The 22740-nt window shown below is 43.2% G+C and carries 23 protein-coding genes; 20 read left to right on the top strand and 3 right to left on the bottom strand.

All coding sequences use genetic code 11. The features are described from left to right. Positions 1-12 precede the first annotated feature (12 nt). From pepV to ldcB, 7 genes are all read left to right on the top strand, one after another. Positions 13-1419 (top strand): dipeptidase PepV, encoded by a 1407-nt coding sequence (pepV, locus tag HMPREF2685_RS07040; protein ID WP_070466096.1) that lies wholly within the window; start codon positions 13-15, stop codon positions 1417-1419. A 52-nt stretch (positions 1420-1471) separates the two neighbouring features. Continuing rightward, on the top strand, positions 1472-2056 hold the full coding sequence (locus tag HMPREF2685_RS07035; RefSeq protein WP_045759544.1) for a uracil-DNA glycosylase family protein: 585 nt from the start codon (positions 1472-1474) through the stop codon (positions 2054-2056). A gap of 12 nt (positions 2057-2068) precedes the next feature. Continuing rightward, on the top strand, positions 2069-2560 hold the full coding sequence (locus tag HMPREF2685_RS07030) for a prolyl-tRNA synthetase associated domain-containing protein (RefSeq protein WP_049474575.1): 492 nt from the start codon (positions 2069-2071) through the stop codon (positions 2558-2560). Positions 2561-2573: 13 nt separating this feature from the next. Beyond that, on the top strand, positions 2574-2858 hold the full coding sequence (locus HMPREF2685_RS07025) for a rhodanese-like domain-containing protein (protein ID WP_003007655.1): 285 nt from the start codon (positions 2574-2576) through the stop codon (positions 2856-2858). Between the two features lie 393 nt (positions 2859-3251). Then, positions 3252-4379: a DUF6574 domain-containing protein gene (locus HMPREF2685_RS07020; protein WP_070466094.1), complete on the top strand. Its 1128-nt coding sequence runs from the start codon at positions 3252-3254 to the stop codon at positions 4377-4379. Between the two features lie 66 nt (positions 4380-4445). Next, the gene (locus HMPREF2685_RS07015; protein ID WP_186821443.1) at positions 4446-6233 is read left to right on the top strand and encodes a TcaA second domain-containing protein; all 1788 of its coding nucleotides are present in this window, start codon (positions 4446-4448) and stop codon (positions 6231-6233) included. A 9-nt stretch (positions 6234-6242) separates the two neighbouring features. Beyond that, positions 6243-7022, top strand: a complete 780-nt coding sequence (gene ldcB, locus HMPREF2685_RS07010; protein ID WP_014713455.1) for an LD-carboxypeptidase LdcB/DacB — start codon at positions 6243-6245, stop codon at positions 7020-7022. Positions 7023-7051: 29 nt separating this feature from the next. Here ldcB and HMPREF2685_RS07005 read toward each other — a convergent pair whose 3' ends face one another. The 3 genes from HMPREF2685_RS07005 to coaA all read right to left on the bottom strand — a co-directional run bounded on the left by HMPREF2685_RS07005 (position 7052) and on the right by coaA (position 8893). Next, positions 7052-7561: a DNA topology modulation protein gene (locus HMPREF2685_RS07005; protein WP_070466091.1), complete on the bottom strand. Its 510-nt coding sequence runs from the start codon at positions 7559-7561 to the stop codon at positions 7052-7054. Between the two features lie 66 nt (positions 7562-7627). Next, positions 7628-7876 carry a 30S ribosomal protein S20 gene (gene rpsT / locus HMPREF2685_RS07000; RefSeq protein ID WP_003007640.1) on the bottom strand — a complete coding sequence of 83 codons (249 nt, stop codon included), beginning with the start codon at positions 7874-7876 and terminating at the stop codon, positions 7628-7630. Positions 7877-7972: 96 nt separating this feature from the next. Next, positions 7973-8893 (bottom strand): type I pantothenate kinase, encoded by a 921-nt coding sequence (gene coaA, locus HMPREF2685_RS06995; protein ID WP_070466090.1) that lies wholly within the window; start codon positions 8891-8893, stop codon positions 7973-7975. A gap of 90 nt (positions 8894-8983) precedes the next feature. Between coaA and HMPREF2685_RS06990 the strand changes: the two genes are divergently transcribed. The 13 genes from HMPREF2685_RS06990 (at position 8984) to HMPREF2685_RS06930 (ending at position 22526) form a co-directional block, all read left to right on the top strand. Beyond that, the gene (locus HMPREF2685_RS06990; protein ID WP_049506550.1) at positions 8984-9577 is read left to right on the top strand and encodes a class I SAM-dependent methyltransferase; all 594 of its coding nucleotides are present in this window, start codon (positions 8984-8986) and stop codon (positions 9575-9577) included. Beyond that, the gene (locus HMPREF2685_RS06985; protein ID WP_070466088.1) at positions 9574-10851 is read left to right on the top strand and encodes a pyrimidine-nucleoside phosphorylase; all 1278 of its coding nucleotides are present in this window, start codon (positions 9574-9576) and stop codon (positions 10849-10851) included. The genes HMPREF2685_RS06990 and HMPREF2685_RS06985 overlap by 4 nt, the downstream gene beginning before the upstream one ends. Before the next feature lie 17 nt (positions 10852-10868). Continuing rightward, complete coding sequence (deoC, locus tag HMPREF2685_RS06980; protein ID WP_003001619.1) at positions 10869-11531, top strand: deoxyribose-phosphate aldolase; 663 nt, start codon at positions 10869-10871, stop codon at positions 11529-11531. Beyond that, positions 11518-11907, top strand: a complete 390-nt coding sequence (locus HMPREF2685_RS06975; RefSeq protein WP_070466087.1) for a cytidine deaminase — start codon at positions 11518-11520, stop codon at positions 11905-11907. The genes deoC and HMPREF2685_RS06975 overlap by 14 nt, the downstream gene beginning before the upstream one ends. Before the next feature lie 75 nt (positions 11908-11982). After that, positions 11983-13044: a BMP family lipoprotein gene (locus HMPREF2685_RS06970; protein ID WP_023918305.1), complete on the top strand. Its 1062-nt coding sequence runs from the start codon at positions 11983-11985 to the stop codon at positions 13042-13044. A gap of 135 nt (positions 13045-13179) precedes the next feature. Next, the gene (locus HMPREF2685_RS06965) at positions 13180-14715 is read left to right on the top strand and encodes an ABC transporter ATP-binding protein (RefSeq protein ID WP_023918304.1); all 1536 of its coding nucleotides are present in this window, start codon (positions 13180-13182) and stop codon (positions 14713-14715) included. After that, the gene (locus HMPREF2685_RS06960) at positions 14708-15769 is read left to right on the top strand and encodes an ABC transporter permease (RefSeq protein WP_070466085.1); all 1062 of its coding nucleotides are present in this window, start codon (positions 14708-14710) and stop codon (positions 15767-15769) included. The genes HMPREF2685_RS06965 and HMPREF2685_RS06960 overlap by 8 nt, the downstream gene beginning before the upstream one ends. Next, positions 15769-16725: an ABC transporter permease gene (locus HMPREF2685_RS06955; protein ID WP_021153355.1), complete on the top strand. Its 957-nt coding sequence runs from the start codon at positions 15769-15771 to the stop codon at positions 16723-16725. The genes HMPREF2685_RS06960 and HMPREF2685_RS06955 overlap by 1 nt, the downstream gene beginning before the upstream one ends. 275 nt (positions 16726-17000) lie before the next feature. After that, complete coding sequence (locus tag HMPREF2685_RS06950; RefSeq protein WP_045759535.1) at positions 17001-17603, top strand: hypothetical protein; 603 nt, start codon at positions 17001-17003, stop codon at positions 17601-17603. A gap of 21 nt (positions 17604-17624) precedes the next feature. Next, a complete protein-coding gene (locus HMPREF2685_RS06945) occupies positions 17625-18260 on the top strand; it encodes a copper homeostasis protein CutC (RefSeq protein WP_045759534.1) in 636 nt (211 codons plus the stop codon). A gap of 103 nt (positions 18261-18363) precedes the next feature. Then, on the top strand, positions 18364-19029 hold the full coding sequence (locus HMPREF2685_RS06940; RefSeq protein WP_070466083.1) for an MmcQ/YjbR family DNA-binding protein: 666 nt from the start codon (positions 18364-18366) through the stop codon (positions 19027-19029). Between the two features lies 1 nt (position 19030). After that, the gene (locus HMPREF2685_RS06935) at positions 19031-20785 is read left to right on the top strand and encodes an ABC transporter ATP-binding protein (RefSeq protein WP_070466082.1); all 1755 of its coding nucleotides are present in this window, start codon (positions 19031-19033) and stop codon (positions 20783-20785) included. After that, positions 20772-22526, top strand: coding sequence for an ABC transporter ATP-binding protein (locus tag HMPREF2685_RS06930; RefSeq protein ID WP_070466080.1), 1755 nt, complete (start codon positions 20772-20774; stop codon positions 22524-22526). Before HMPREF2685_RS06935 ends, HMPREF2685_RS06930 begins: the two co-directional genes overlap by 14 nt. Positions 22527-22740: the final 214 nt, after the last annotated feature.

Genomic DNA, 22740 nt, shown 5'->3' with positions numbered 1-22740 from the left:
GAGGAGGAATTCATGACAACAGTTGACTTTAAAGCAGAAGTAGAAAAACGTCGCGATGAGATGATGGCTGACCTATACAGCCTCTTGGAAATCAATTCTGAACGCGATGACAGCAAGGCAGATGCAGAGCATCCTTTTGGACCTGGTCCTGTAAAAGCTCTTGAAAAATTCTTGGAAATTGCCAAACGTGATGGCTATGAAACCAAGAATGTCGACAATTATGCCGGTCACTTTACCTTTGGTGAAGGAGAAGAAGAGCTTGGGATCTTTGCCCATATGGACGTCGTGCCTGCAGGTAGTGGCTGGAAGACAGATCCATATAAACCAGAAATTATCGATGGTAAGCTCTATGCGCGTGGTTCGTCTGATGATAAAGGGCCTACAATGGCCTGCTACTATGGTTTGAAGATCATCAAAGACCTAGGACTCCCTGTTTCTAAGCGCGTGCGCTTTGTTGTCGGTACGGATGAAGAATCAGGCTGGGGCGATATGGATTACTATTTCAAACATGTCGGACTTCCTGAGCCAGATTTTGGCTTCTCACCAGATGCGGAATTCCCAATCATCAATGGGGAAAAAGGAAACATCACTGAGTACATTCATTTTGGAAATGACAACACAGGAAGTGCCCATCTTCATAGCTTTACAGGCGGCCTTCGTGAAAACATGGTACCAGAGTCAGCGACTGCAGTCGTTTCTGGTCAACTTCCAGATCTTGCTGGCCTCTTAGATGCTTTTGCCAAGGAACACCAGCTCAAGTATGAAATCTCAACTGTCGATGAAGAAACCTATACCGTTACGATTGTTGGGAAATCTGCTCACGGATCAACTCCTGAAGATGGGATCAATGGTGCGACCTACTTGGCTCTCTTGTTGAACCAATTTAATTTTGGTGGTGCTGCTAAGGCTTACCTTCATGTGACAGCCTCACTTCTTCACGAAGATTTTGCTGGTGAAAAATTAGGTATTGCCCATACAGATGCCAAAATGGGACCATTGAGCATGAATGCAGGTGTCTTCCATTTTGATGAAAGCCAAGCAGACAACACTATTGCCCTCAATATCCGTTACCCCCAAGGTACAGATCCTGAAACCATCAAATCCACCCTTGAAAAGATCGAAGGAGTGGCTACAGTAAGCTTGTCAGCCCATGGTCACACACCTCACTATGTTCCGATGGATGATGAATTGGTATCCACCCTCTTGCGTGTTTACGAAAAACAAACTGGCCTCAAAGGACACGAACAAGTGATCGGTGGTGGTACCTTTGGTCGTCTCTTGAAACGTGGGGTTGCCTTTGGTGCTATGTTCCCAGACTATGTCAATACCATGCACCAAGCTAATGAGTTCGCAGATGTCGAAGATCTCTATCGTGCAGCTGCTATTTACGCAGAAGCTATCTATGAACTAATCAAATAATCCACTACTCGGCCAGTTTTTCTGGCTGAGTTTTTCCATAGAAGGAGGACTTATGTCAACGATTGAAAGCATTAAACAAGCCATTATGGCAGATCCTCAAAATAAAGAATATACAGAGAAAGGGATAGAGCCACTCTTTGCAGCCCCAAAGACAGCTCGTATCAATATTATCGGACAAGCTCCAGGGATGAAGACGGAAGAAGCTGGTATTTACTGGAAGGATAAGAGTGGTGACCGCCTGCGCGAATGGTTAGGAGTTGACGAAGACACCTTTTATAATTCTGGTTTGTTTGCGGTCATCCCCATGGACTTTTATTTCCCAGGGCATGGGAAATCTGGTGACCTTCCACCTCGCAAAGGCTTTGCGGAAAAGTGGCACCCTCAACTTCTCAAGGAGTGTCCGGATATTGAGTTAACCCTCTTAATTGGACAATATGCCCAAGCATACTACCTTCATGAAAAGGTTAGTGGCAAGGTAACCGAACGGGTTCACCATTTTAAAGATTATTTGCCAACCTATTTTCCACTCGTTCACCCTTCCCCTCGCAATCAAATCTGGATGGCTAAAAATCCTTGGTTTGAGGCAGAGGTGGTTCCAGAATTGCAAACCTTAGTACAAGAGATCATTCAAAAATAAAGGAGAGCGACGATGGATCCTTATCAACAAGTTAAAGAGAAATTAGACGAGTTAGGCATTTCATTTGACGTGGTGGAACACCCACCTGCATTCACAACTGAGCAGGCGGATTCTTATATTGAAGGCTTAGAAGGTGTCCGGACCAAGACTATGTTTTTGACCAACAAAAAGAAAACTCAATACTATTTGCTCATCATGGATGACCAGAAACCATTGGATATGGATGATTTCAAAGAGCAAGTGGAAGCCAACCGGATCCGCATGGCTTCAGCAGATTCTTTAGCTGAAAAAATGCAATTACCGGCAGGTACGGTTTCTCCATTTGGTTTATTGAACAATGAAGAAAAAGATATTCGAGTCTACTTCGATAAAGACATTGTGTCAGAGGAGATCATGACCTTCCATCCCAATACCAACGAAAAGACGATTTTTATTAAAACCCAAGACTTGTTCCGATTTTTAGAGTCTATTGACTTTAACTATGAAATTCTAACCCTTCCATAACAAAGGAGAAATCATGAAAGAAATTCCATTTAATGACTTTGTAGCAAAGTACCAAGCAGGAGAAATTAACGTCGTCGATGTCCGTGAGCAGGAGGAATATGATGCCCTTCACTTAGATGGGGTTCGTCTTCTTCCCTTATCTGAGTTAGCAGATCGCTACCAGGAATTAGAGAAGGATCAACCCTATTATGTCATCTGCAAGTCTGGTCGACGCTCAGCACGTGCTTGCCAATTTTTGGAAGAGCAAGGCTATGATGTGACCAACGTCCAAGGTGGCATGGATGCATTTGAATCCTAAGAAACGGGAGTGGGAAAGAACTCCTTAAAATAAAAAAAGTTGAAAAGGTTCCCCAAACCTTTTCAATCTTCCCACCTCCGCATAGCTTCAACAGTCTGGGAGACTGTTGAAGGTTGTGGATAAAGGAAACTTTGTTTCCCTCATTAGGTCATCATTGGAGCTTAAAAGGCGAACAAAGATGCCAATCAACCACTGCGTCTTGCACTTATTCCTATCAAACATCAAAGGCTGGACAGTTTTTGCCCAGCCTCCTTTTCTTTACTAATTTCTAAAAATAAGTAGAATTTGTATGTTTTTCAAAAGATATTACAGGGATTTTCCAGTCTTTCATTGAAAATGGTTCAGAAATTTTGTATAATACCCTAGTATAAACAATAGTTAAGGAGATTCATTATGTCAAAACAAGATTGGCTGGATTATTTCGAAGCCGTAAATGGTCGTTCTGCTAGTGCAGAAGAAATTGCTCAAGCACTGGCTGCAGGAGAATTTCAAGAAGAAGTAGTGGTTCCAGAAACCCCACAAGCCCCAGAATTTGTCGCAGCACCAACTGCACCTGTGGAAGAACCAGTTGCTGCTCCACAAGCTCCAGAGTTTGTTGCAGCGCCAACTGCCCCTGTTGAAGAACCAGTCGCAGCGCCACAAGCCCCAGAGTTTGTCGCAGCACCAACTGCCCCTGTTGAAGAACCAGTCGCAGCTCCACAAGCTCCAGAGTTTGTCGCAGCGCCAGCTGCTCCTGCAGAAGAACCAGTTGCAGCTCCAGTTCAAGAACCGGCTCCTCAAGCTGCTCCAGCGAATGGGCCAGCTTTCCAACAAGCCTACCAACAACCGACTCAAGCAGCTTATCAACAAGCTCCTTACCAAGGTCAACCAGGACAACCTTATCCTGCCCAACCAAGTCAATTTGGTGTAGCCGTTGGTGGTTACTGGAATTGGTTCCTTTCAGCTTTGAAACGTCCAACTGCTGTAGAAAATCCAAAAGCTCTTAACGGAATTTTACAGTATGTCTTGACTGCCTTTGTCTTGACCCTATCAACTTTCTTCACAGCTAGTGGAGCTACAGGTGGTTATGGAATGGATTTCCGTGCCTTTATGTTGACATTGATTTCCCTATTCTTTAGCCTTTACGCCTTCCAAGTAGCTGGGTTCTTTGTTCGTCGTGTGGTTCTTCAAGATAAGGAATACAGTTATGGTCGTTCATTTGAAGAGTTTGGACGTTTGTCTGTTTACACTTTGCCACTTGCCCTCCTTGCTTTCTTAGTAGGTCTTGTAAAAGTTTATGAATTTTATGGCTTTGTAAACTTCCTTATTTTCTTCTTGTTCTTTGTTGGAACATGCTATGTTGTTCATCAAGGATTGAACAAGACAAGCTTTAAAGCAGATAAATTCTTGCTTCTAGTAGCATCATCTGTTGTCTTGCTTCTCATTGCCATCTTTGTCATTTATGTGAATGCTCGTATTTTAGAACAAGTAGCCGTAGGATTTATTCCAAGTGCTCCAAATTTCTCTAACTTTGGATTCTAACAATATCACAAAACGGAAGGTGGGGGGACCCACTTTCCCTATTTTATAATGAGGGAGAAGAGATCCATGCAAAAGAAATGGGTTGAATTATTTGAAAAAGTGATCGGTCGCAAACCGTCACCAGAAGAGTTTATGGCTGGGAAAGCTTGTGGATTTGATTTGAAACAAATTCAGTCTATCGCAGGAAATGCACCATCTGAGGAAGTCGCTCCTGTCGAGGAACCAGTGGTTGAACCAGTTGAAGAAGTGAAGAATGTCGATCCACTTCTAGCAGCTCGTCAGGCTTGGTTGCAACATTTTGAAGAAACCTATGGCCGCAAGCCAAGTGCAGAAGAATTTACCGCGGCTAAAAGTCAAAACTTTGAGTTTTTTGTAGGATCTGTACCTGAAGCAGAATTTGCGAACCCAGATTCAACAGAAGAAACACAGGAATATGTACCTCAACAGCCGACTCAAGAGTATACGGCTCCACTTGCTGCTGAGCAAACGCAGATCTTTGCTGGTCCAAATGTTACAGAAGCAGGTCCAGCTCAGAAAAAACAAAAGGCCCCTAAAACGAAGGGTGGAAAGAAACTTTCCAAGAAGAAAATTGGGATTATTTCTGCTATCGCAGTCCTTGTGATCGCTTTGGTGGCAGCCTTCTTTTACTTCCAGTCTACAACACGTGTCGAAGTGACAGCAGATAAATTTATTAAGGCAGTGGACACCAAGGATTATCGCGAAGCAGCAGATCTGCTTTCAACCGATAACGATAAATGGACAAAGGATGAAGCCGAAAGCTTTATCACCAGCATGGAAGATCAAGGGGTCGATATCGGCACAGAGTTGAACAAGATCATTGATAATGGTGGAGAAGGCAGCTATACGGATAAATCTGGAAACAAGATCTTTGGTTTGGAAAAAGCGGACAAGAAATTTGGAATCTTCCAAGAATACCGTGTGGCCAGCTATCCAGTGCAAGTGAAGGTCAAGACCAATTTGGACCAAGCCAAACTCAAAGTGGCTGCCAATAAAACCGTGACCTTGAAGAAAGATGCAGTGACAGACCTTGGTTCTTTCCATTACAATACAAAAGAAATGGAATTGACTGCTAAAACTGAAGTCGGAAATGTTACTTCTAAGATCCATCTCAATCCTAAAAAAGCAACAAAGAATAACTTAGAATTGCAGTTGAATTCTGAGAAACGCAATTTAGAAGTTGAGTTCCCAGATGAAGTTGAAAACCCAACGGATGTGAAGGTTGTGGTCAACGGCAAAGAAGTCGGAACCAGCACAACCTTTGAAGTGGATAGCATCCCTTATCAAGAAATTGAAGTACATGCTGTCTTCAACATGAATGGGGAAACCTATACAACTGAAAAGGCTAAGGTGACGATTGAAGAGGGTGAGAACGATCCGATCGAACTCAAACTAGCCAAAGATACCTTAAAACGCATCAAGAGTGCTCAAGATGCTAAGAAAGCGCAAGCAGCCAAAGAAGAACAAAATCGAACCTTGGCAGAAGAGTTCTTGAAAGAGTACCGCGACGCTGTCTTTAGCTCCGTTTCAAATCGAAATAACACTTACTCTAAATACTATGACACACAAAGTCAAGCCTACAAAGACATGGTTGAATTCACAACTGGTGATGGTGTTCGAAAGGCTAAAATTGACTACTATACTCCAGGAGCTTTGGATATTCAAAGTGTCACTGAAGAAAATGGTGTGGTGACGATCAAGACTTATGAAGACTTTACTGTGCATTATACAGATAGTCATCCAGATTCACAAAACCGCAAGTACAAAACTTATACTTTGAAAAAAGTAGGTGCAAGTTATGTGATCACGGATATTGTCGTAACAAAAGAATCATAGGAGATTTCCATGAAAGCAAGATTTTCCAAATTAACGTTGGTGACAGTTGCCTTGTTAACCCTGACAGCTTGCTCCCAATCTCAATCCACTAGTTCTAAATCTTCTGCAAAAGAAGAAAGCAAACAAACGCAAACCAAGTCTTCCAAAGAAATGTCTTCAGCAAAGGATACGTCAAAAGAGACTGGCAAAGAAGAGTCGTCAAAAGCTGGTAAGTCAGATGTGAAAGTGGACTCTGGTGTCAGCTACAATGGTTCTTACTATAGTGTCAAAGGGAAATATGGTGAGGTCATGATCGCCAACAAACATTATCCCTTGTCGCCTGACTTTAATCCAGGTGAAGATCCTGAAGCTGTTTCAGCTCTTCATGAATTAATCGCAGCTATGCAGGCAGAAGGTTATCCGATCAGTGACCAATATAGTGGTTTTCGTAGTTACGATACCCAAGTTGGCCTCTATCAAAACTATGTCAATCAAGATGGTCAGGAAGCTGCAGATCGTTATTCTGCAAGACCGGGTTATAGTGAACACCAAACTGGTTTGACCTTTGACTTGATCGATACCAGTGGTAATTTGGTAACCGAACCAGGACCAAGTAAGTGGTTGCTTAAGAATGCTGCTAAATATGGCTTTGTGGTTCGTTACCAAGAAGGAAAAGAAAAAGTAACAGGCTACATGCCAGAAAGCTGGCATCTCCGCTATATCGGAAAAGAAGCACAAGATATCGCGGACTCAGGTTTGAGTCTGGAAGAATACTATGGCTTCACCGGTGGCGATTACGTTGATAAATAAAAAAGGTTGGGATTGATATCCCAACCTTTTTATTGTATGTTTTTTAGAAACGCATCCAGCTCTTTTTGGTTCTTAAGAGAGATAAATTTGTCTGGATAGGTTTGGTTGACGGTTTGATAGCGTGTAACCTGTTTGTCTTGGCGACCGTTCCAAAGGATCCAACGGATGAATTCCCAGTCAAAGCGTTCGGGGCAACCTGCCGCCATACTCTCACGGACGCGGCCTTTATAACGGCGGTATCGTTTCCAGCCTCTAAAGAGGCAGTTCCAACGAGAGAAGTTGAGAAAGATAATCTGGTCGGCTTGCTCCATTCTTTCCTCATAGCAGCACCAAGAGTAATTGCCATCAATGACCCAGTCTTTATGATCGCTGAGAAACTGTCTCATCTCACCTTCCATCCAATCCCGGTCACTGTCTATCCAACCGGGTTGAAATTGAAGGGTGTCCATATGGAGCTTGGGAATGGAGTAGTGGCGGGCTAAGTTTTCAGCCAAAGTAGATTTTCCAGATCCAGAATAGCCAATAATAACAATTTTCATAAGCACCTCTCAAAAAATTAGGCACAAAAAAAGCTCCGGAGAGCTTGATTTTTATGCTGTTCTTGATTAACCAAGTTTCGCTGCAAGACGTGCTTTATCACGGCTAGCTTTGTTCTTGTGGATCAAACCTTTAGTTTCTGCTTTATCGATAGCTGAGCTAGCAGCGCGGTAAAGTTCTTCAGATGGGTTTGCTTCAAAAGCTTTTATTGCAGTACGCATAGCTGATTTTTGAGCTGAGTTTTTTTCGTTTTGTTTAACGTTCAATTCAGCGCGTTTGATAGCTGATTTAATGTTTGCCAAGTTATTCACCTCCATTGATAATCTAACTATCTCATTATATATGAAAAGTTAAGATTTGACAAGCCTAAAATAGCTTTTCCTTAAAAAAGTACCGATAACAGGCCATTTTATCTAACGTTTGAGATAAATTTCGTCGATTTCATGGTTGGTTGCTTTATGGAGAATCAGATCAGCTCGGTTTCTGGTTGGTTGGATGTAATGCTGCAAGTTGACTAAATTAATGGATTCCCAGACCTGATGGGCCATGCTTAAAACTTCTTCTAGGGGTTGCTCTGTAAATCGATAGTAGTAGTTATTAGGATCATTCTGAGCTAATGCAAGGAGTTTTTGGAAGCGATCGATATACCAAGATTCGATATCGTCGACCGCGGCATCCACATAGATCGAAAAATCAAAGAAATCGGTCATATAGAGACTGTCATTTTGTGGATTTTGAAAGACATTGATCCCTTCTACAATGACAAAATCAGCTGGTAAAATGGTTTGCTTCTCATCTGGGACAATATCGTATATTTCGTGGGAATAGACAGGGATTTCTACTCTCTTGTTGTTTTTAATTTGATTGAGAAAATCAAGGAGCAATTCCATATCATAGCTTTCCGGAAATCCTTTTCGATTGAGGATCTCTTGTTCTTTTAAGATAGCATTTGGATAGAGAAAACCATCCGTTGTTACCAACTCTACAGTCGAGCCTTCGAAGGTTCGTGACAGCAGGATTTGAAGTAAACGGCTAGTGGTAGATTTTCCAACCGCTACGCTTCCTGAAACACCAATGATAAAGGGTTGGCGCTCACTCGTTTTTTGAAGAAAAATACCTTTTGAGAAGGCCAAATCTTCTTTGGAACGCTTGTAGATTCCAATCAGGTTTGTCAAAGGCAGGTAGACGTCACGTACATCTTGGAGGTTGATGCGGTCGTTAAAACTTTTAATAGAATTGAGCTCTGTTTGAGAGAGTGGTGGGGTGGTTTTGCGGTGCAAATTTTGCCAGGTTTCCCGATTAATTTTTTCAAAATGTAGAAATTCTTTGTCCATATGTCACTCCTATTGTAGTCTTTAGTATACCAATTTTTAGAGGTCATGTAAACGATTTAAAAAAGGAGTGAATTATGATAAAATAACCTTATGAGTAAAATGTATTTCGATGTAAACCCAGATGCAGCCCATGATATTCATGATCTGGCTGTTGTTTTATTGGGACAAAAGATGAATTTTTATACGGACGCCGGCGTCTTTAGTAAAAAAATGATTGACTATGGAAGCCAGGTGCTCTTATCAACCCTGGATTTTCAAGAAGGGGAAAGTGTCCTCGATGTTGGCTGTGGCTATGGTCCAATTGGCCTCTCTCTAGCTAAAGCCCAGGGAGTCGCAGTGACCATGGTCGATGTCAATGAGAGGGCACTAGACTTGGCTAAGAAAAATGCTAGCCGAAACGGCGTGGAAGTTCAGATCTTTTCTTCGGATGTCTATGAAGCAGTCGAAGGGGTCTTTGACCATGTGATCAGTAATCCGCCGATCCGAGCAGGTAAGAAAGTGGTTCACCAAGTGATCACTGGTAGTTTTGAACATTTGAAACCAGGTGGAGATTTGACCATTGTCATTCAGAAAAAACAAGGGGCTCCGAGCGCTAAGGCCAAGATGGAAGAGACGTTTGGCAATTGTGAGACCGTAAAAAAAGACAAAGGCTATTATATTTTAAGAAGTGAGAAAGAATCATGAGAGCAGTAGATATCATTCAGAAAAAAAGAGATGGTCTTGCCTTAAACAAGGAAGAAATTGAATGGCTGATTGAGGGCTATGTGGCTGGAACAGTACCAGATTACCAAATGTCCGCTTTTGCTATGGCTGTTTATTTTAAAGGGATGACGACGGAAGAAATTTCTCATATGACCATGAAGATGGTCCAAACGGGGCAACAGTTTGATCTGTCAGCAATTCCAGGGATCAAGGTGGACAAACATTCGACTGGTGGTGTGGGAGACAAGGTAACCTTGGTCTTGGTGCCTTTGGTTGCAAGTTTCGGAGTGCCGGTTGCCAAAATGAGCGGTCGTGGCTTAGGCCACACAGGTGGGACCATCGATAAGTTGGAATCCATTAAAGGCTTCCAGATTGAACGAACCCAAGAAGAATTTATCCAGCAGGTGCAGGAGATTGGATTATCGGTCATTGGGCAATCCGACCAACTCGTAAAAGCAGACAAACTCTTGTATGCTCTACGTGATGTGACAGCGACAGTGGACACCATTCCTTTGATTGCTAGCTCCGTCATGAGTAAAAAAATCGCTGCTGGTGCGGATGCCATTCTTTTGGACGTGACAGTGGGCGAGGGTGCCTTTATGAAGAATATTGAGGATGCTCGTCGCTTAGCCCGTACCATGGTGGATCTTGGAAATGCAGTGGGTCGGAAAACCATCGCTGTCATTACAGATATGAGCCAACCTTTGGGAACTAGCATTGGCAATCGTTTAGAGATTTTGGAAGCCCTGGATATTCTGAAAGGACAAGGGCGAGCTGATGTGACGGAGTTTATTTGTGAGTTAGCGCAAATCATGTTGAAATTGGCCAATGTAGATCAATCAATTGAAGCGATCCATGAACACTTGAACAATGGTCAGGCTTTAGCGAAGTTTGAAGAAATGGTTGTGGCTCAAGGTGGAGACTTAGAAGATTTGCATCGTCCCGTCAAAGTGTCTCAGGTCCTTGAAGTAACAGCGGACCAAGATGGCGTCATTGCTGCTTTACCTGCCATGGAGTTTGGTTTGTTTGCTATGCGCCTGGGTGCTGGCCGTGCTGTCAAATCGGATCCCCTCGATTACGAAACAGGGATTGTATTTGACAAAAAAGTGGGAGAGCGCGTCAAAAAAGGGGAACGCATTGCCCGTATTTTCATGAATGAAAAAAATTCACAAGAAGGCGTTACAGAATTCAAAAAAAATGTTAAAATACTAGAAAGGGCTGAAAGCGTTAAAGAAATTATTGAAATAATATCTTAAGCAGCTCAGGAGATTGTATGAAGTTAAATAAATATATCGATCACACTCTTTTAAAACCAGATGCACAACAAGAACAGATCGAAAAGCTGATCGAAGAAGCCAAGGCTTATGATTTTGCGAGTGTCTGTGTGAACCCGACATGGGTGAATTTTGCGGCTGAGGGCTTGCGCGATTCAGACGTTAAAGTTTGTACCGTCATTGGTTTTCCTTTAGGAGCAAATACACCATTTGTCAAAGCGTGTGAAACAAAAAATGCGATTCAAAATGGTGCCGATGAGATTGACATGGTCATTAATATCGGGGCTCTTAAGTCTAAGAATTTAGCACTAGTTGAGGAAGATATCCAAGCGGTAGTCGAAGCGAGCGGTGATAAGCTGGTCAAAGTCATCATTGAGACTTGTCTCTTAACCGATGATGAAAAGATCGTTGCTTGTCAAATTGCTAAGTTAGCTGGCGCAGACTTTGTGAAGACTTCAACTGGCTTCTCAACTGGAGGAGCAACGGTAGAAGATGTGGCCTTAATGCGTCAAACTGTTGGACCCGACATGGGTGTTAAGGCTTCTGGTGGTGCTCGCTCTTATGAAGATGCTCTTGCTTTTATCGAAGCTGGTGCGACCCGTATTGGGACTTCTTCTGGTGTAGCCATCATGGAAGGAAAGGTGGCTCATGGCGACTACTGAGTTGATTGACTTAGCAGTTGAAGTGAGTAAACAAGCCTATGTGCCTTACTCTCATTTCCCAATTGGAGCTGTACTGCTAACGAAGGATGGAGAAATCTATACAGGGGTCAATATAGAAAATGCCAGTTTTGGTTTAACCAACTGTGGAGAACGGACAGCCATTTTTAAAGCTGTTTCTGAAGGAGCTCGCGATTTCAAAGAGCTCATTATCTACGGGCAAACAGAAAAGCCCATCTCTCCATGTGGTGCTTGTCGCCAGGTCATGGCTGAATTTTTTGAGCCAGACCTTCCTGTAACCTTAGTATCTAAAGATAAATCGACGGTCGTGATGACGGTCAAGGAATTACTTCCATATTCCTTTACAGACCTGACTTAATAGGTCTGTGAGGCGGTCTTTTGACCCTTTCAATACTTCGCAACAATGTTGCACAATAATTTAGGAGGTTCAGTAATGAACAAGAAACAATGGCTAGGCCTTGGTCTAGTAACTGTCGCTGCTATCGGACTTGCAGCATGTGGAAATCGTGCGTCTAAAAAAGATAGCGCAAACTCAGAATCTAAAACAGATTTGAAAGCTGCTATCATTACCGATACTGGTGGTGTGGATGACAAATCATTCAACCAATCTGCTTGGGAAGGTTTGCAAGCTTGGGGTAAAGAAAACGGTCTTTCTAAAGGGAACGGATTTGACTACTTCCAATCAACAGATGAATCTCAATATGCGACAAACCTTGATGAAGCTGTTTCTAACGACTACAAATTGATCTTTGGTGTTGGTTTTGCCTTGAGCGACTCTGTTAAAAAAGCTGCAAAAGACAACCAAGATGTGAACTATGTCATCATCGATGACCGTATTGAAGGACAAAAGAACGTAGCATCTGCTGTTTATGCCGATAACGAAGCTGGTTACCTTGCTGGTATCGCTGCTGCGAAAACTACAAAAACTAAACAAGTTGGTTTTGTAGGTGGTATGGAAAGTGAAGTTATCACTCGTTTCCGCGCTGGATTTGAAGCTGGTGTTAAATCTGTTGACCCATCTATCAAAGTTCAAGTAGACTACGCTGGTTCATTCGGTGACTCTGCTAAAGGTAAAACAATTGCTGCTGCACAATATGCTGCAGGTGCAGACGTTATCTACCAAGTAGCTGGTGGTACTGGTGCAGGTGTCTTCTCTGAAGCTAAAGACTTGAACGAGAAGAAAAATGAAGACGAAAAAGTTTGGGTTCTTGGTGTTGACCGTGACCAAAAAGCTGAAGGTGAATACACTTCTAAAGATGGTAAAAAATCTAACTTTGTATTGGCTTCAAGCTTGAAGAAAGTCGGAGAATCTGTAAAAGACTTGGCTAAGAAAACTGCTGATGGTAAATTCCCTGGCGGTAAAGTGATTACTTATAGCTTGAAAGATGGTGGAGTTGACTTGACAACTGACAATCTTTCTGCAGAAGCTAAAAAAGCTGTCGAAGACGCTAAAGCTAAGATCCTTGACGGGTCACTTAAAGTTCCTGAAAAATAATCATTGATTGGATCGGCCCGACCTTCAAGGGCCGTTCCTTTTAATAAATTGAGACATTTTTGTCTCAGTAAAATCTATTAGCTGTCCTAATAGGTTTTATTGAAATAAAAATTGATTTGAAAGGAAACACCCCACATGACACACGAATATGTCATCGAAATGCGTGAGATTACCAAAAAATTTGGTGACTTTGTAGCAAATGACAAGATTAATCTTCAGTTGCGCAAAGGTGAAATCCATGCACTTCTTGGAGAAAATGGTGCAGGGAAATCTACCCTGATGAATATGTTGGCTGGTTTGTTGGAACCAACTAGCGGAGACATCGTGGTAAATGGAAAAACTGTTAACCTAGACTCACCTTCAAAAGCAGCTTCTTTAGGAATTGGAATGGTGCACCAACACTTTATGTTGGTTGAAGCCTTCACTGTTGCTGAAAATATCATTCTTGGGTCTGAAACCACTAAACATGGTATTTTGGATCTTAAGAAAGCCAGTCAAGATATCCTTGATTTGTCTAAAAAATATGGCTTAGCAGTGGATCCAAATGCTAAAGTTGAGGATATTTCCGTCGGTGCGCAGCAACGTGTGGAAATTTTAAAGACGCTTTATCGTGGAGCCGACATCCTAATCTTCGATGAACCAACTGCGGTGTTGACACCAGCTGAAATCGAAGAATTGATGACAATCATGAAGAACTTGGCAAATGAAGGAAAATCCATTATCTTGATTACGCACAAGTTGGATGAAATTCGTGCTGTTTCAGACCGGGTAACGGTTATCCGTCGTGGGAAATCAATTGAGACAGTCGAGATTGGTGGTGCTACCAACCAAGACTTGGCCGAAATGATGGTCGGTCGTTCTGTTTCCTTTAAAACGGAGAAAGGTCCTTCTCAACCAAAAGAAGTCGTCTTGTCGATCGAAAACTTGGTTGTAAACGAAAACCGTGGTGTCCCAGCTGTTAAGAATTTGTCACTGGAACTTCGTGCTGGTGAGGTCGTCGGGATTGCAGGGATTGACGGAAATGGTCAGTCTGAGTTGATCCAAGCCATTACAGGTCTACGGAAGGTGAAATCCGGTTCAATCAAGATTAAAGGCAAGGATGTTGTAGGACTTCGTCCACGTCAAATCACAGAAATGAAGGTAGGGCATGTCCCTGAAGACCGTCATCGTGATGGATTAGTCCTTGATATGATGATCTCTGAAAACATTGCCCTTCAAACCTATTATAAAGAACCTCTTAGCAAGAATGGTATCTTGAATTATCCAAATATTACCTCTTATGCCAAGAAGTTGATGGAAGAGTTTGACGTTCGTGCAGCCAGTGAAGTGGTACCTGCTAAGGCTCTCTCTGGAGGGAACCAGCAAAAAGCTATTATCGCTCGCGAAATCGATCGCGATCCAGATCTCTTGATCGTTAGTCAGCCGACTCGTGGATTGGACGTTGGAGCGATCGAATATATCCACAAACGTTTGATTCAAGAACGGGATAATGGAAAAGCCGTTCTGGTTGTCAGCTTTGAATTAGATGAAATTTTGAATGTTTCTGACCGTATTGCAGTTATTCATGATGGGAAGATCCAAGGGATCGTAACCCCTGAAACAACGAATAAGCAAGAACTTGGAATCCTCATGGCAGGAGGACAAGTAAAGGAGGGAGCATCAAATGAATAAGAATTTAAAACAAATTGCCGTTCCATTGGTGTCTGTCCTTTTAGGATTGGTCTTGGGTGCCATTATTATGTGGGCCTTTAGCTATGATGCCCTTTGGGGATATGAATTGCTGTTTAAGAAAGCCTTTGGTTCGATTAAGAGTTGGGGTAATATTTCCCGTGCTATGGGGCCACTGATTTTAGTTGCTCTTGGATTTTCAGTAGCTAGCCGGGCCGGTTTCTTTAACGTTGGACTTCCTGGTCAGGCTTTTGCAGGATGGATCATGGCGACTTGGTTTGCCCTTTCCTTCCCAAATATGCCTCGCTTACTGATGATTCCGATGACCGTTTTGATTGCGGCTATCGCAGGTGGATTTATTGGAGCGATTCCTGGTTTCCTTCGTGCCTATCTCGGAACCAGTGAGGTCATCATCACCATTATGATGAACTACATTGTTCTCTATGGTGGGAATGCCCTGATCCATAGCTTCCCAGCTTACTTGATGAAAAACAAGGACTCAACTATTGATGTGGGAGCCAATGCTGTCTACCAGACGGAGTGGTTGCGTAATTTGACGGATAAATCTCAAATGAACATCGGGATTTTCTTTGCCATCATCGCAGTGGTGGTCATCTGGTTCTTGATGAAGAAAACAACACTCGGTTTTGAAATCCGTGCCGTTGGTCTCAATGCGAATGCGGCGGAATACGCAGGGATGTCTGCAAAACGGACCATTATCCTTTCTATGATCATTTCTGGTGCTCTTGCTGGTATCGGTGGAGTAGCAGAAGGTCTGGGTATTTACTCAAATGTCTATGTTCAAACTAGCTCAATGAGTGTTGGATTTAACGGAATGGCCGTTGCCCTTCTTGCAATGAATTCACCAATTGGTATTCCATTTGCTGCCTTCTTGTTTGGAGCGCTTCAAATTGGGGGAGTTGGTATGAAGCCAGCTGCTATCCCTGAAGAAGTCGTTCAAATTGTGACAGCATCTATCATCTTCTTCGTATGTGCCCACTACATTATCGAAAAGATGATCTCGGTGCGATCAGCTAAAAAAGGAGGAGCAAACTAATGAGTATTGTAACGATTTTAAGTATTCTTGTTTCCTCTATGATTGTGTATGCGGCACCGCTGATCTTCACAAGTATCGGAGGAGCATACTCAGAACACGCTGGGGTTGTTAACGTTGGTCTGGAAGGAATCATGGTTATGGGAGCCTTCTCAGGTATTATCTTTAACTTGACTTTTGAGCCTGAGTTAGGAAGTTTGACACCATGGTTGTCCTTGATCGTTGCTGCAGGAATTGGAGTACTCTTCTCCTTGATCCACGCGGTGGCAACCATTCATTTCCGTGCTGACCATATCGTCTCAGGTACAGTATTGAACTTGATGGCACCTCCATTGGCAGTCTTTCTTGTCAAAGCGATGTATAACAAGGGACAAACTGATAATATCAAAGTTGCCTTTGGGAAAACATCTATTCCAGTCTTATCTAAAATTCCGGTCATTGGGGATATTTTCTTCAACAATGCCAGCATCATCGGCTGGGTTGCGATTCTATTTTCATTCTTTGCTTGGTTTATCATGTTCAAGACGAAATTTGGATTGCGTCTTCGTTCAGTTGGTGAACACCCACAAGCAGCAGATACATTGGGAATCAATGTATATAGAATGCGCTACTTAGGAGTGATGATCTCAGGTGCTCTTGCAGGAATCGGAGGAGCCATTTACGCTCAGTCAGTTTCTGTTAACTTCGCGGTGACGACTATTGTAGGTCCTGGATTTATCGCCCTTGCGGCTATGATTTTCGGGAAATGGAACCCAATCGGGGCCATGCTTGCTAGTCTCTTCTTTGGAGCTTCTCAAAGTTTGGCTGTTATCGGGAATCAATTGCCTTTGCTTAAAGGGATCCCATCCATCTACTTGCAAATTGCGCCTTACGTTTTGACCATGGTTGTCTTGGCAGCCTTCTTTGGACAAGCAGTTGCGCCAAAAGCAGATGGTGTTAACTATATTAAATCGAAATAATGCACAGAGAGAGGTTGGGACAAAAGTCCTAGCCTCTCAATTGTTTTTGGATTGTCGAGCAAGACGCAGTGGTTGAGTGGGCTCTACTACGCTGATTTTATCAACTTTTACAGCCCTACTCAACTGTGCGGAGGTGGGACGACGAAATCGAATTCTAACGAATTACCGATTTCTGTCCCACGCTCTCTTTTGCTTTGTAAAGGCCCCTCTTAGTCGCAATTTCTTTAGAATTAAGGTACAATAAGAATACAACTTTTCACGTATTGGAGGAGCAGATGTTTAAGTGGATAAGACGCCTGATTGGCATGGTGATCGTTTTATTGATTTTATTAGTGATCTTGTTGGTTCCTGGAACTATTCCTGAAGGGGAGCAGCTGAGAAATGTGCAGGCAGGGAGTTCTTTGATTGAGCTGGCTCAAAATGCTGTTTCAAACGCCTCTGTGAGCACGGAAGGACTCTCAACTGAGCTAAGTCTCAATTCTGTACAATTAAGTCAGGTCGTAAAATCAAGTGCTGGTTCTGCCCTTGACAATTCTGACTATCAAAAGATGGCACTAGGAATGGATGGCAATGACCTTCACGTCAAAGTTCCTGTTTCCTTAGGGCCAGTTGATAGCTATCTAGATTTAACCATGACCGGTCAAGTTGAAAACAATGTCATGAATTTGACTGTGACCAGTGCTAAATTAGGGAAAATGCCCATTCCAAAATTCTTGGTTCTCAACTATTTGAAGGATCAATCCAATCAAAATGGAGGCGGCTTTACAGTGAATGGTGATCAAATCACCCTTGAGATCCCTCAAGCAGGCTATAGTATCTCAAAAGCGAGAGTGGAAAATGGCAATGCTAAGGTAACTGTTAGTATATCCTTGTTTTAAGTCTTTGAAAATGGAGTTGTCATGCTTGTCTTTGAATTTTGTGCAGAGAATTTAACTTTTATTGATAAGGCGATTGCTGCTGGGGCAGGTCGCATTGAACTGTGCGACAACCTGGCAGTAGGCGGGACCACACCGAGTATAGGTGTGATCAATGAAGCAATCAAACTGACAAGAGAGAAGTCCGTGGATCTATGTGTCATTATCCGGCCCCGTGGTGGCGATTTTGTCTACACTGAGCTGGAAGTCGAAGCTATGCTAGCGGATATTCGGGCTGCGAAAGAAATAGGGGTTACTTGTTTTGTGCTGGGTGCGCTGACGAGCGATCGAAAGTTGGACCAGAGGATCATGCAGCTTTTACTAGCAGCCTGTGGAGAGGCAGAGGTGGTCTTTCATATGGCCTTTGATGAGTTAGCTCATACAGATCAGCTAGAAGCGATTGAGTGGCTTTCTGATCAGGGTGTGGCCCGTATTTTAACACGAGCTGGAAGTCCAGGTGACCCACTAGAGCAACGTTTTGCACACTATCATCGTTTATTAGATGCGGCTAATGGAAAGATTCAGATCCTGCCAGGTGGAGGTGTGACCCTTGACAATCGTCAGCTCTTTTTGGAGCAATTGGGCGTTTGTCAACTGCATGGCACGCGCATCGTGTTTTAAAAAAGAAACGATCACTGCTTGAAGTAGTTTTGAAGATCCGTTATCAAGGTTGGGGACGTTGTTTCCAGCCTCTTCTAGTGCAAAAATGAATAAGGGAGAGAAAATGTTTTTAGAGCATTATTTTGACCGCTACACCTTTCAGCCAGAAAAGGGATTGGCTTTTGGATTTGAAAAGAGAGAAGCAGGTTATGAGTACCAGTGCCCCGTCTTATCTGACACTTTTCTCTTAAAGGTCCGTGTCTGCGACCGGAAGATTTCTTTTCAGGTCTATGATCAGGATACAGGGGACGAGTATATCCAGATCCATCTGGAACAGCTACAAGGAAATTTTGTTGGCCAAGTCAGGGAAGCCTGTCATGAAAGTCTTGCAAGAATCCGCCAAGCTTGTTTTGAGGTAGAAGAATTTCTCTATCCTCAAGCCAAGCGTCTCATGGCCTATATCTCCCTGCACTATCAGGGAACGATTGAGTATTTGTGGGAGAGATCTCTGGAATCCGGTGCCATTCGCCACCGAGACACCCTCAAGTGGTATGGTGTCTTTATGACCATTGATTGGAAAAAACTGGATGCTGGCAAGTCTGGGAAAATAGAGGTTTTTAATGTCAAGTCTGATCAAGTAGCCTATCTCATCCAGCAGAAAGGGATTTATCCAGCTTTTCATATGAATAAAAAATATTGGGTGAGTATCCCCTTAGATGGAACAATTGCTGATGAGGAGTTGTTTGCTCTAGTGGATAGTAGCTGGTACCTCACCAAAAAGGGGAAATAAGATGAATCTGTTGAGGAAATTATCTTGGTTTTTTAATATAGAGAAGAAGCGATACTTCATCGGGATAGGGTCCTTGATCTTGGTTAGCTTTTTAAATCTCATTCCTCCAATAATCATGGGACTTGTGATTGATTTGATCGATAAAAGAAGGCTGACACTTAGGCAGTTAGTTGTGGATATCGCCCTTTTGGTCCTCGCAGCTCTAGCCATGTATGGCCTTCGTTTTGTTTGGAGACGCTATATTTTTGGGACGGCCAATAAGTTGGCTCGGATCTTGCGTTACCGTTTGTTTCAGCAATTTACGCTCATGTCTCCGTCTTTTTATCAACGTTATCGGACAGGGGATCTCATGGCCCATGCTACTAATGATATCAATGCGGTAACCATGTTTGCTGGTGGTGGGGTTATGTCTGCTGTAGATGCTTCTGTGACAGCCTTGGTGACCCTAGTCAGCATGTTTTTCATGATTGATTGGCGCTTAACCCTCTTGGCTATTTTGCCCCTACCGGTTATGGTGGTAGTGACTTCCGCCATTGGACGCAAAAACCACAAAGCCTTCAAAGAGGCCCAAGAAGGCTTCTCAGAGCTGAACAACTTTGTTCAGGAATCAGTATCAGGAGTCAAGGTGACCAAATCCTTTGGCTTTCAGGCAGATGAGATTCGGGCTTTTGAAAGAACCAATCAGATGGTCTTTTCAAAGAATATGACTTCAGCCGGTTACAATGCTTTGTTTGATCCGACTACTCTTCTTTTTGTCGGTCTCTCCTATGTTTTGACGCTCTACTTCGGGGGGCTATTTGTTCAGGAAGGGAGCCTGACGGTTGGACAAATCGTAACCTTTATTACCTATCTTAATATGCTCGTCTGGCCCCTTCAAGCCATGGGATTCTTGTTTAATATTAGTCAGCGTGCTAGCGTCTCCTATGATCGGATTGAGACACTTTTAGCAGAAACACCTGATATCCAAGATCCAAGTCAACCAGTCACAGAAATCCAAAACGGCGATCTGGAATATAACATTGAAGAATTCGCCTATGAGAAAGAGCCTGTCCTTGAAAAGGTTACTTTTCATTTAAAAAAAGGGCAAACCCTTGGAATTGTGGGTCCAACTGGATCTGGAAAGACCACCTTGTTGCGTCTCTTGCTTAGAGAGCATGACTTGGAGCAGGGAGATATCTTGCTAAATGGGATCTCCATCAAACATTATCGCTTAGAAGATCTTCGAAGCTTGATCGGCTATGTCCCTCAAGATCAGATTCTCTTTGCCATGACCATTCGCGAGAATGTCGCTTTTACAGATCCACAGATCAAGGAAGAAGAGGTGATAAAAGCGCTGAGAACTTGTGGAGTCTATGAGGATATTTTGGCCATGCCAGACCAGATGGAGACAGTGCTGGGAGAGAGAGGAGTCTCTCTTTCTGGCGGGCAAAAGCAACGGATTGCCATGAGTCGTGCTTTGGTCATGAATCCTGAGATCTTGATCTTGGATGATTCCCTGTCTGCAGTAGATGCTAAAACGGAGCACCAAATCATTGAAAATATGAAGCTGGAACGCAAGGGGAAAACAACGATCATTACAGCCCACCGCCTATCAGCGATCGTTCATGCGGATTTGATTCTGGTAATGGAGAATGGACAGATCAAGGAGCGAGGAAATCACGAGGAATTAATGGCTCAAAAAGGTTGGTACTATGAAACCTATCAAGCCCAACAATTATCAGAAGAAATGGAGGGAAAGCTGAATGAAAACATCTGAAGCTCATGTGATGAAGCGACTCTTGACTTACATGTGGCGTTATAAATGGTTAACAGCCCTAGCCTTAGCCTTTACCTTCCTGACTAGTCTGTTATTGACGGCGATCCCTCTTGCAGCTCGCTGGTATATTGACCACCTAGTGGATCCAACAGAAGCAGGCTCTCCAGTTATGACAGCTTTTCAGTTTTTGATTCTCTACTATGGGTTATTTGTTGGGCGCGTGCTGGCAACTTACCTGAGTCAATTAACCTTTGCGCGTGTATCCAATTCTATCGTAAGAGACATCCGTCTAGATATTTTCCAAAATCTTCAAAGGCTGGGCATGTCCTTTTATGACCAGACAGCAGCAGGTTCGATTGTTTCGCGGGTAACCAATGATACCCAGGCAGTCGCAGATATGTTTTCTACGGTCTTTTCAAGCCTGGTTTCATCCTTTTTACTCTTTCTAGTCACCCTAGTAACCATGTTTAGCTTGGACTGGCATTTGACCATTTGGATCCTGCCTTTTCTTCCCATTATTTGGTTTTCCATCCGTCTCTATCGCAAGTTATCCAATCGCTTGGTCAAGATGACCCGACAAAAATTATCAGATATCAATGTAAAATTATCGGAATCCATTGAAGGAATGCGGATCGTGCAGGCCTTTCGTCAAGAAAAGCGCTTGACGGATGAATTCGAACAGATTAATGGGGAACATTTGGATTATGCCAACCGATCTGTGGATGTCAATTCCCTCTTTTTGAGGCCAGCTATGACCCTGTTACAGGTCCTGGCTTATGCGGTCATTCTAACCTTTTTTGGCCTAAATTGGCAGTCCTCTGGCTTTACAGCAGGTCTTATCTATGCCTTTATCCAGTATGTTAGCCAGCTTTTCCAGCCCTTGATTGATGTCACCCAAAATTTTGCAACCTTGCAGACCTCAACCATTTCTGCAGGTCGTGTGTTTGAAATGATGGATCGAGACGACTATGAGCCCAAGCAAGCTGGTAGCCTGAAAGAGATCGAGCGGGGAGATATTCGTTTTGACCATGTATCTTTTTCTTATGATGGCAAACGGGATGTCTTAAAAGATATCTCCTTTGAGGTCAAAAACGGACAAACCATCGCTTTTGTTGGCCATACTGGTTCTGGTAAATCCTCTATTATCAATCTCTTCATGCGCTTTTATGAATTTGATCGTGGACGGATCTTGATTGATGGACAGGATATCAAGGCCTACAGTCAGGAAGCCTTGCGCAAGTCTATCGGTCTAGTGCTGCAGGAACCTTTTCTCTATCATGGAACCATTGCTTCTAATATCCGGATGTACCATGAAGAACTGACAGATGGGGAAATCCGACAAGCAGCTGCATTTGTGGATGTGGCAGACTTTATTGAGGATCTACCTGGTGGCTATGATCATGCAGTAACAGAGCGGGGGTCTACCTTATCGACTGGTCAGCGTCAGCTTCTGGCTTTTGCTCGGACCATTGCTGTCCAGCCTAAGATCCTCATTTTGGATGAGGCCACGGCTAATATTGACCAAGAGACGGAAGAAATGATCCAAAACTCTCTGAAGAAGATGCGCCAAGGGCGGACAACCATTGCTATTGCCCATCGTCTTTCTACCATCCAAGATGCCGATTGCATCTATGTTCTCGATAAGGGAAAAATCATCGAATCAGGCAATCACGATCAGCTCATTGCTCTAGGAGGAACGTATAAGAAAATGTATGACCTCCAGGCCGGTATGATGAAATAAGGACAAACAGAGAGAGTGGGACAGAAATCGGTAATTCGTTAGAATTCGATTTCGTCGTCCCACCTCCGCACAGTTGAGTAGGACTGTAAAAGCTGATGAAAGCAGCGTAGTAGAGCCCACTCAACCACTGCGTCTTGCTCGACAATCCAAAAATAATTAATAGGCTAGGACTTTTGTCCCAGCCTCTTGTTTTTCTTGCTTGAAAACTGTAAAA

The organism is Streptococcus sp. HMSC074F05, assembly GCF_001808725.1.
Lineage (GTDB): Bacteria > Bacillota > Bacilli > Lactobacillales > Streptococcaceae > Streptococcus > Streptococcus parasanguinis_I.
This window is presented reverse-complemented; position numbering and strand designations above follow the sequence as displayed.

Coding starts and splice junctions, on each gene's coding strand:
- HMPREF2685_RS06970 (WP_023918305.1), top strand. CDS start 11,983: ATGAACAAGAAACAATGGCTAGGCCTTGGTCTAGTAACTGTCGCTGCT.
- HMPREF2685_RS06930 (WP_070466080.1), top strand. CDS start 20,772: ATGAAAACATCTGAAGCTCATGTGATGAAGCGACTCTTGACTTACATG.
- HMPREF2685_RS07025 (WP_003007655.1), top strand. CDS start 2,574: ATGAAAGAAATTCCATTTAATGACTTTGTAGCAAAGTACCAAGCAGGA.
- ldcB (WP_014713455.1), top strand. CDS start 6,243: ATGAAAGCAAGATTTTCCAAATTAACGTTGGTGACAGTTGCCTTGTTA.
- pepV (WP_070466096.1), top strand. CDS start 13: ATGACAACAGTTGACTTTAAAGCAGAAGTAGAAAAACGTCGCGATGAG.
- rpsT (WP_003007640.1), bottom strand. CDS start 7,876: ATGGAGGTGAATAACTTGGCAAACATTAAATCAGCTATCAAACGCGCT.
- HMPREF2685_RS06955 (WP_021153355.1), top strand. CDS start 15,769: ATGAGTATTGTAACGATTTTAAGTATTCTTGTTTCCTCTATGATTGTG.
- coaA (WP_070466090.1), bottom strand. CDS start 8,893: ATGGACAAAGAATTTCTACATTTTGAAAAAATTAATCGGGAAACCTGG.
- HMPREF2685_RS06935 (WP_070466082.1), top strand. CDS start 19,031: ATGAATCTGTTGAGGAAATTATCTTGGTTTTTTAATATAGAGAAGAAG.
- deoC (WP_003001619.1), top strand. CDS start 10,869: ATGAAGTTAAATAAATATATCGATCACACTCTTTTAAAACCAGATGCA.
- HMPREF2685_RS06990 (WP_049506550.1), top strand. CDS start 8,984: ATGAGTAAAATGTATTTCGATGTAAACCCAGATGCAGCCCATGATATT.
- HMPREF2685_RS06950 (WP_045759535.1), top strand. CDS start 17,001: ATGTTTAAGTGGATAAGACGCCTGATTGGCATGGTGATCGTTTTATTG.
- HMPREF2685_RS06945 (WP_045759534.1), top strand. CDS start 17,625: ATGCTTGTCTTTGAATTTTGTGCAGAGAATTTAACTTTTATTGATAAG.
- HMPREF2685_RS06940 (WP_070466083.1), top strand. CDS start 18,364: ATGTTTTTAGAGCATTATTTTGACCGCTACACCTTTCAGCCAGAAAAG.
- HMPREF2685_RS07035 (WP_045759544.1), top strand. CDS start 1,472: ATGTCAACGATTGAAAGCATTAAACAAGCCATTATGGCAGATCCTCAA.
- HMPREF2685_RS07015 (WP_186821443.1), top strand. CDS start 4,446: ATGCAAAAGAAATGGGTTGAATTATTTGAAAAAGTGATCGGTCGCAAA.
- HMPREF2685_RS07005 (WP_070466091.1), bottom strand. CDS start 7,561: ATGAAAATTGTTATTATTGGCTATTCTGGATCTGGAAAATCTACTTTG.
- HMPREF2685_RS07030 (WP_049474575.1), top strand. CDS start 2,069: ATGGATCCTTATCAACAAGTTAAAGAGAAATTAGACGAGTTAGGCATT.
- HMPREF2685_RS06985 (WP_070466088.1), top strand. CDS start 9,574: ATGAGAGCAGTAGATATCATTCAGAAAAAAAGAGATGGTCTTGCCTTA.
- HMPREF2685_RS06965 (WP_023918304.1), top strand. CDS start 13,180: ATGACACACGAATATGTCATCGAAATGCGTGAGATTACCAAAAAATTT.
- HMPREF2685_RS07020 (WP_070466094.1), top strand. CDS start 3,252: ATGTCAAAACAAGATTGGCTGGATTATTTCGAAGCCGTAAATGGTCGT.
- HMPREF2685_RS06975 (WP_070466087.1), top strand. CDS start 11,518: ATGGCGACTACTGAGTTGATTGACTTAGCAGTTGAAGTGAGTAAACAA.
- HMPREF2685_RS06960 (WP_070466085.1), top strand. CDS start 14,708: ATGAATAAGAATTTAAAACAAATTGCCGTTCCATTGGTGTCTGTCCTT.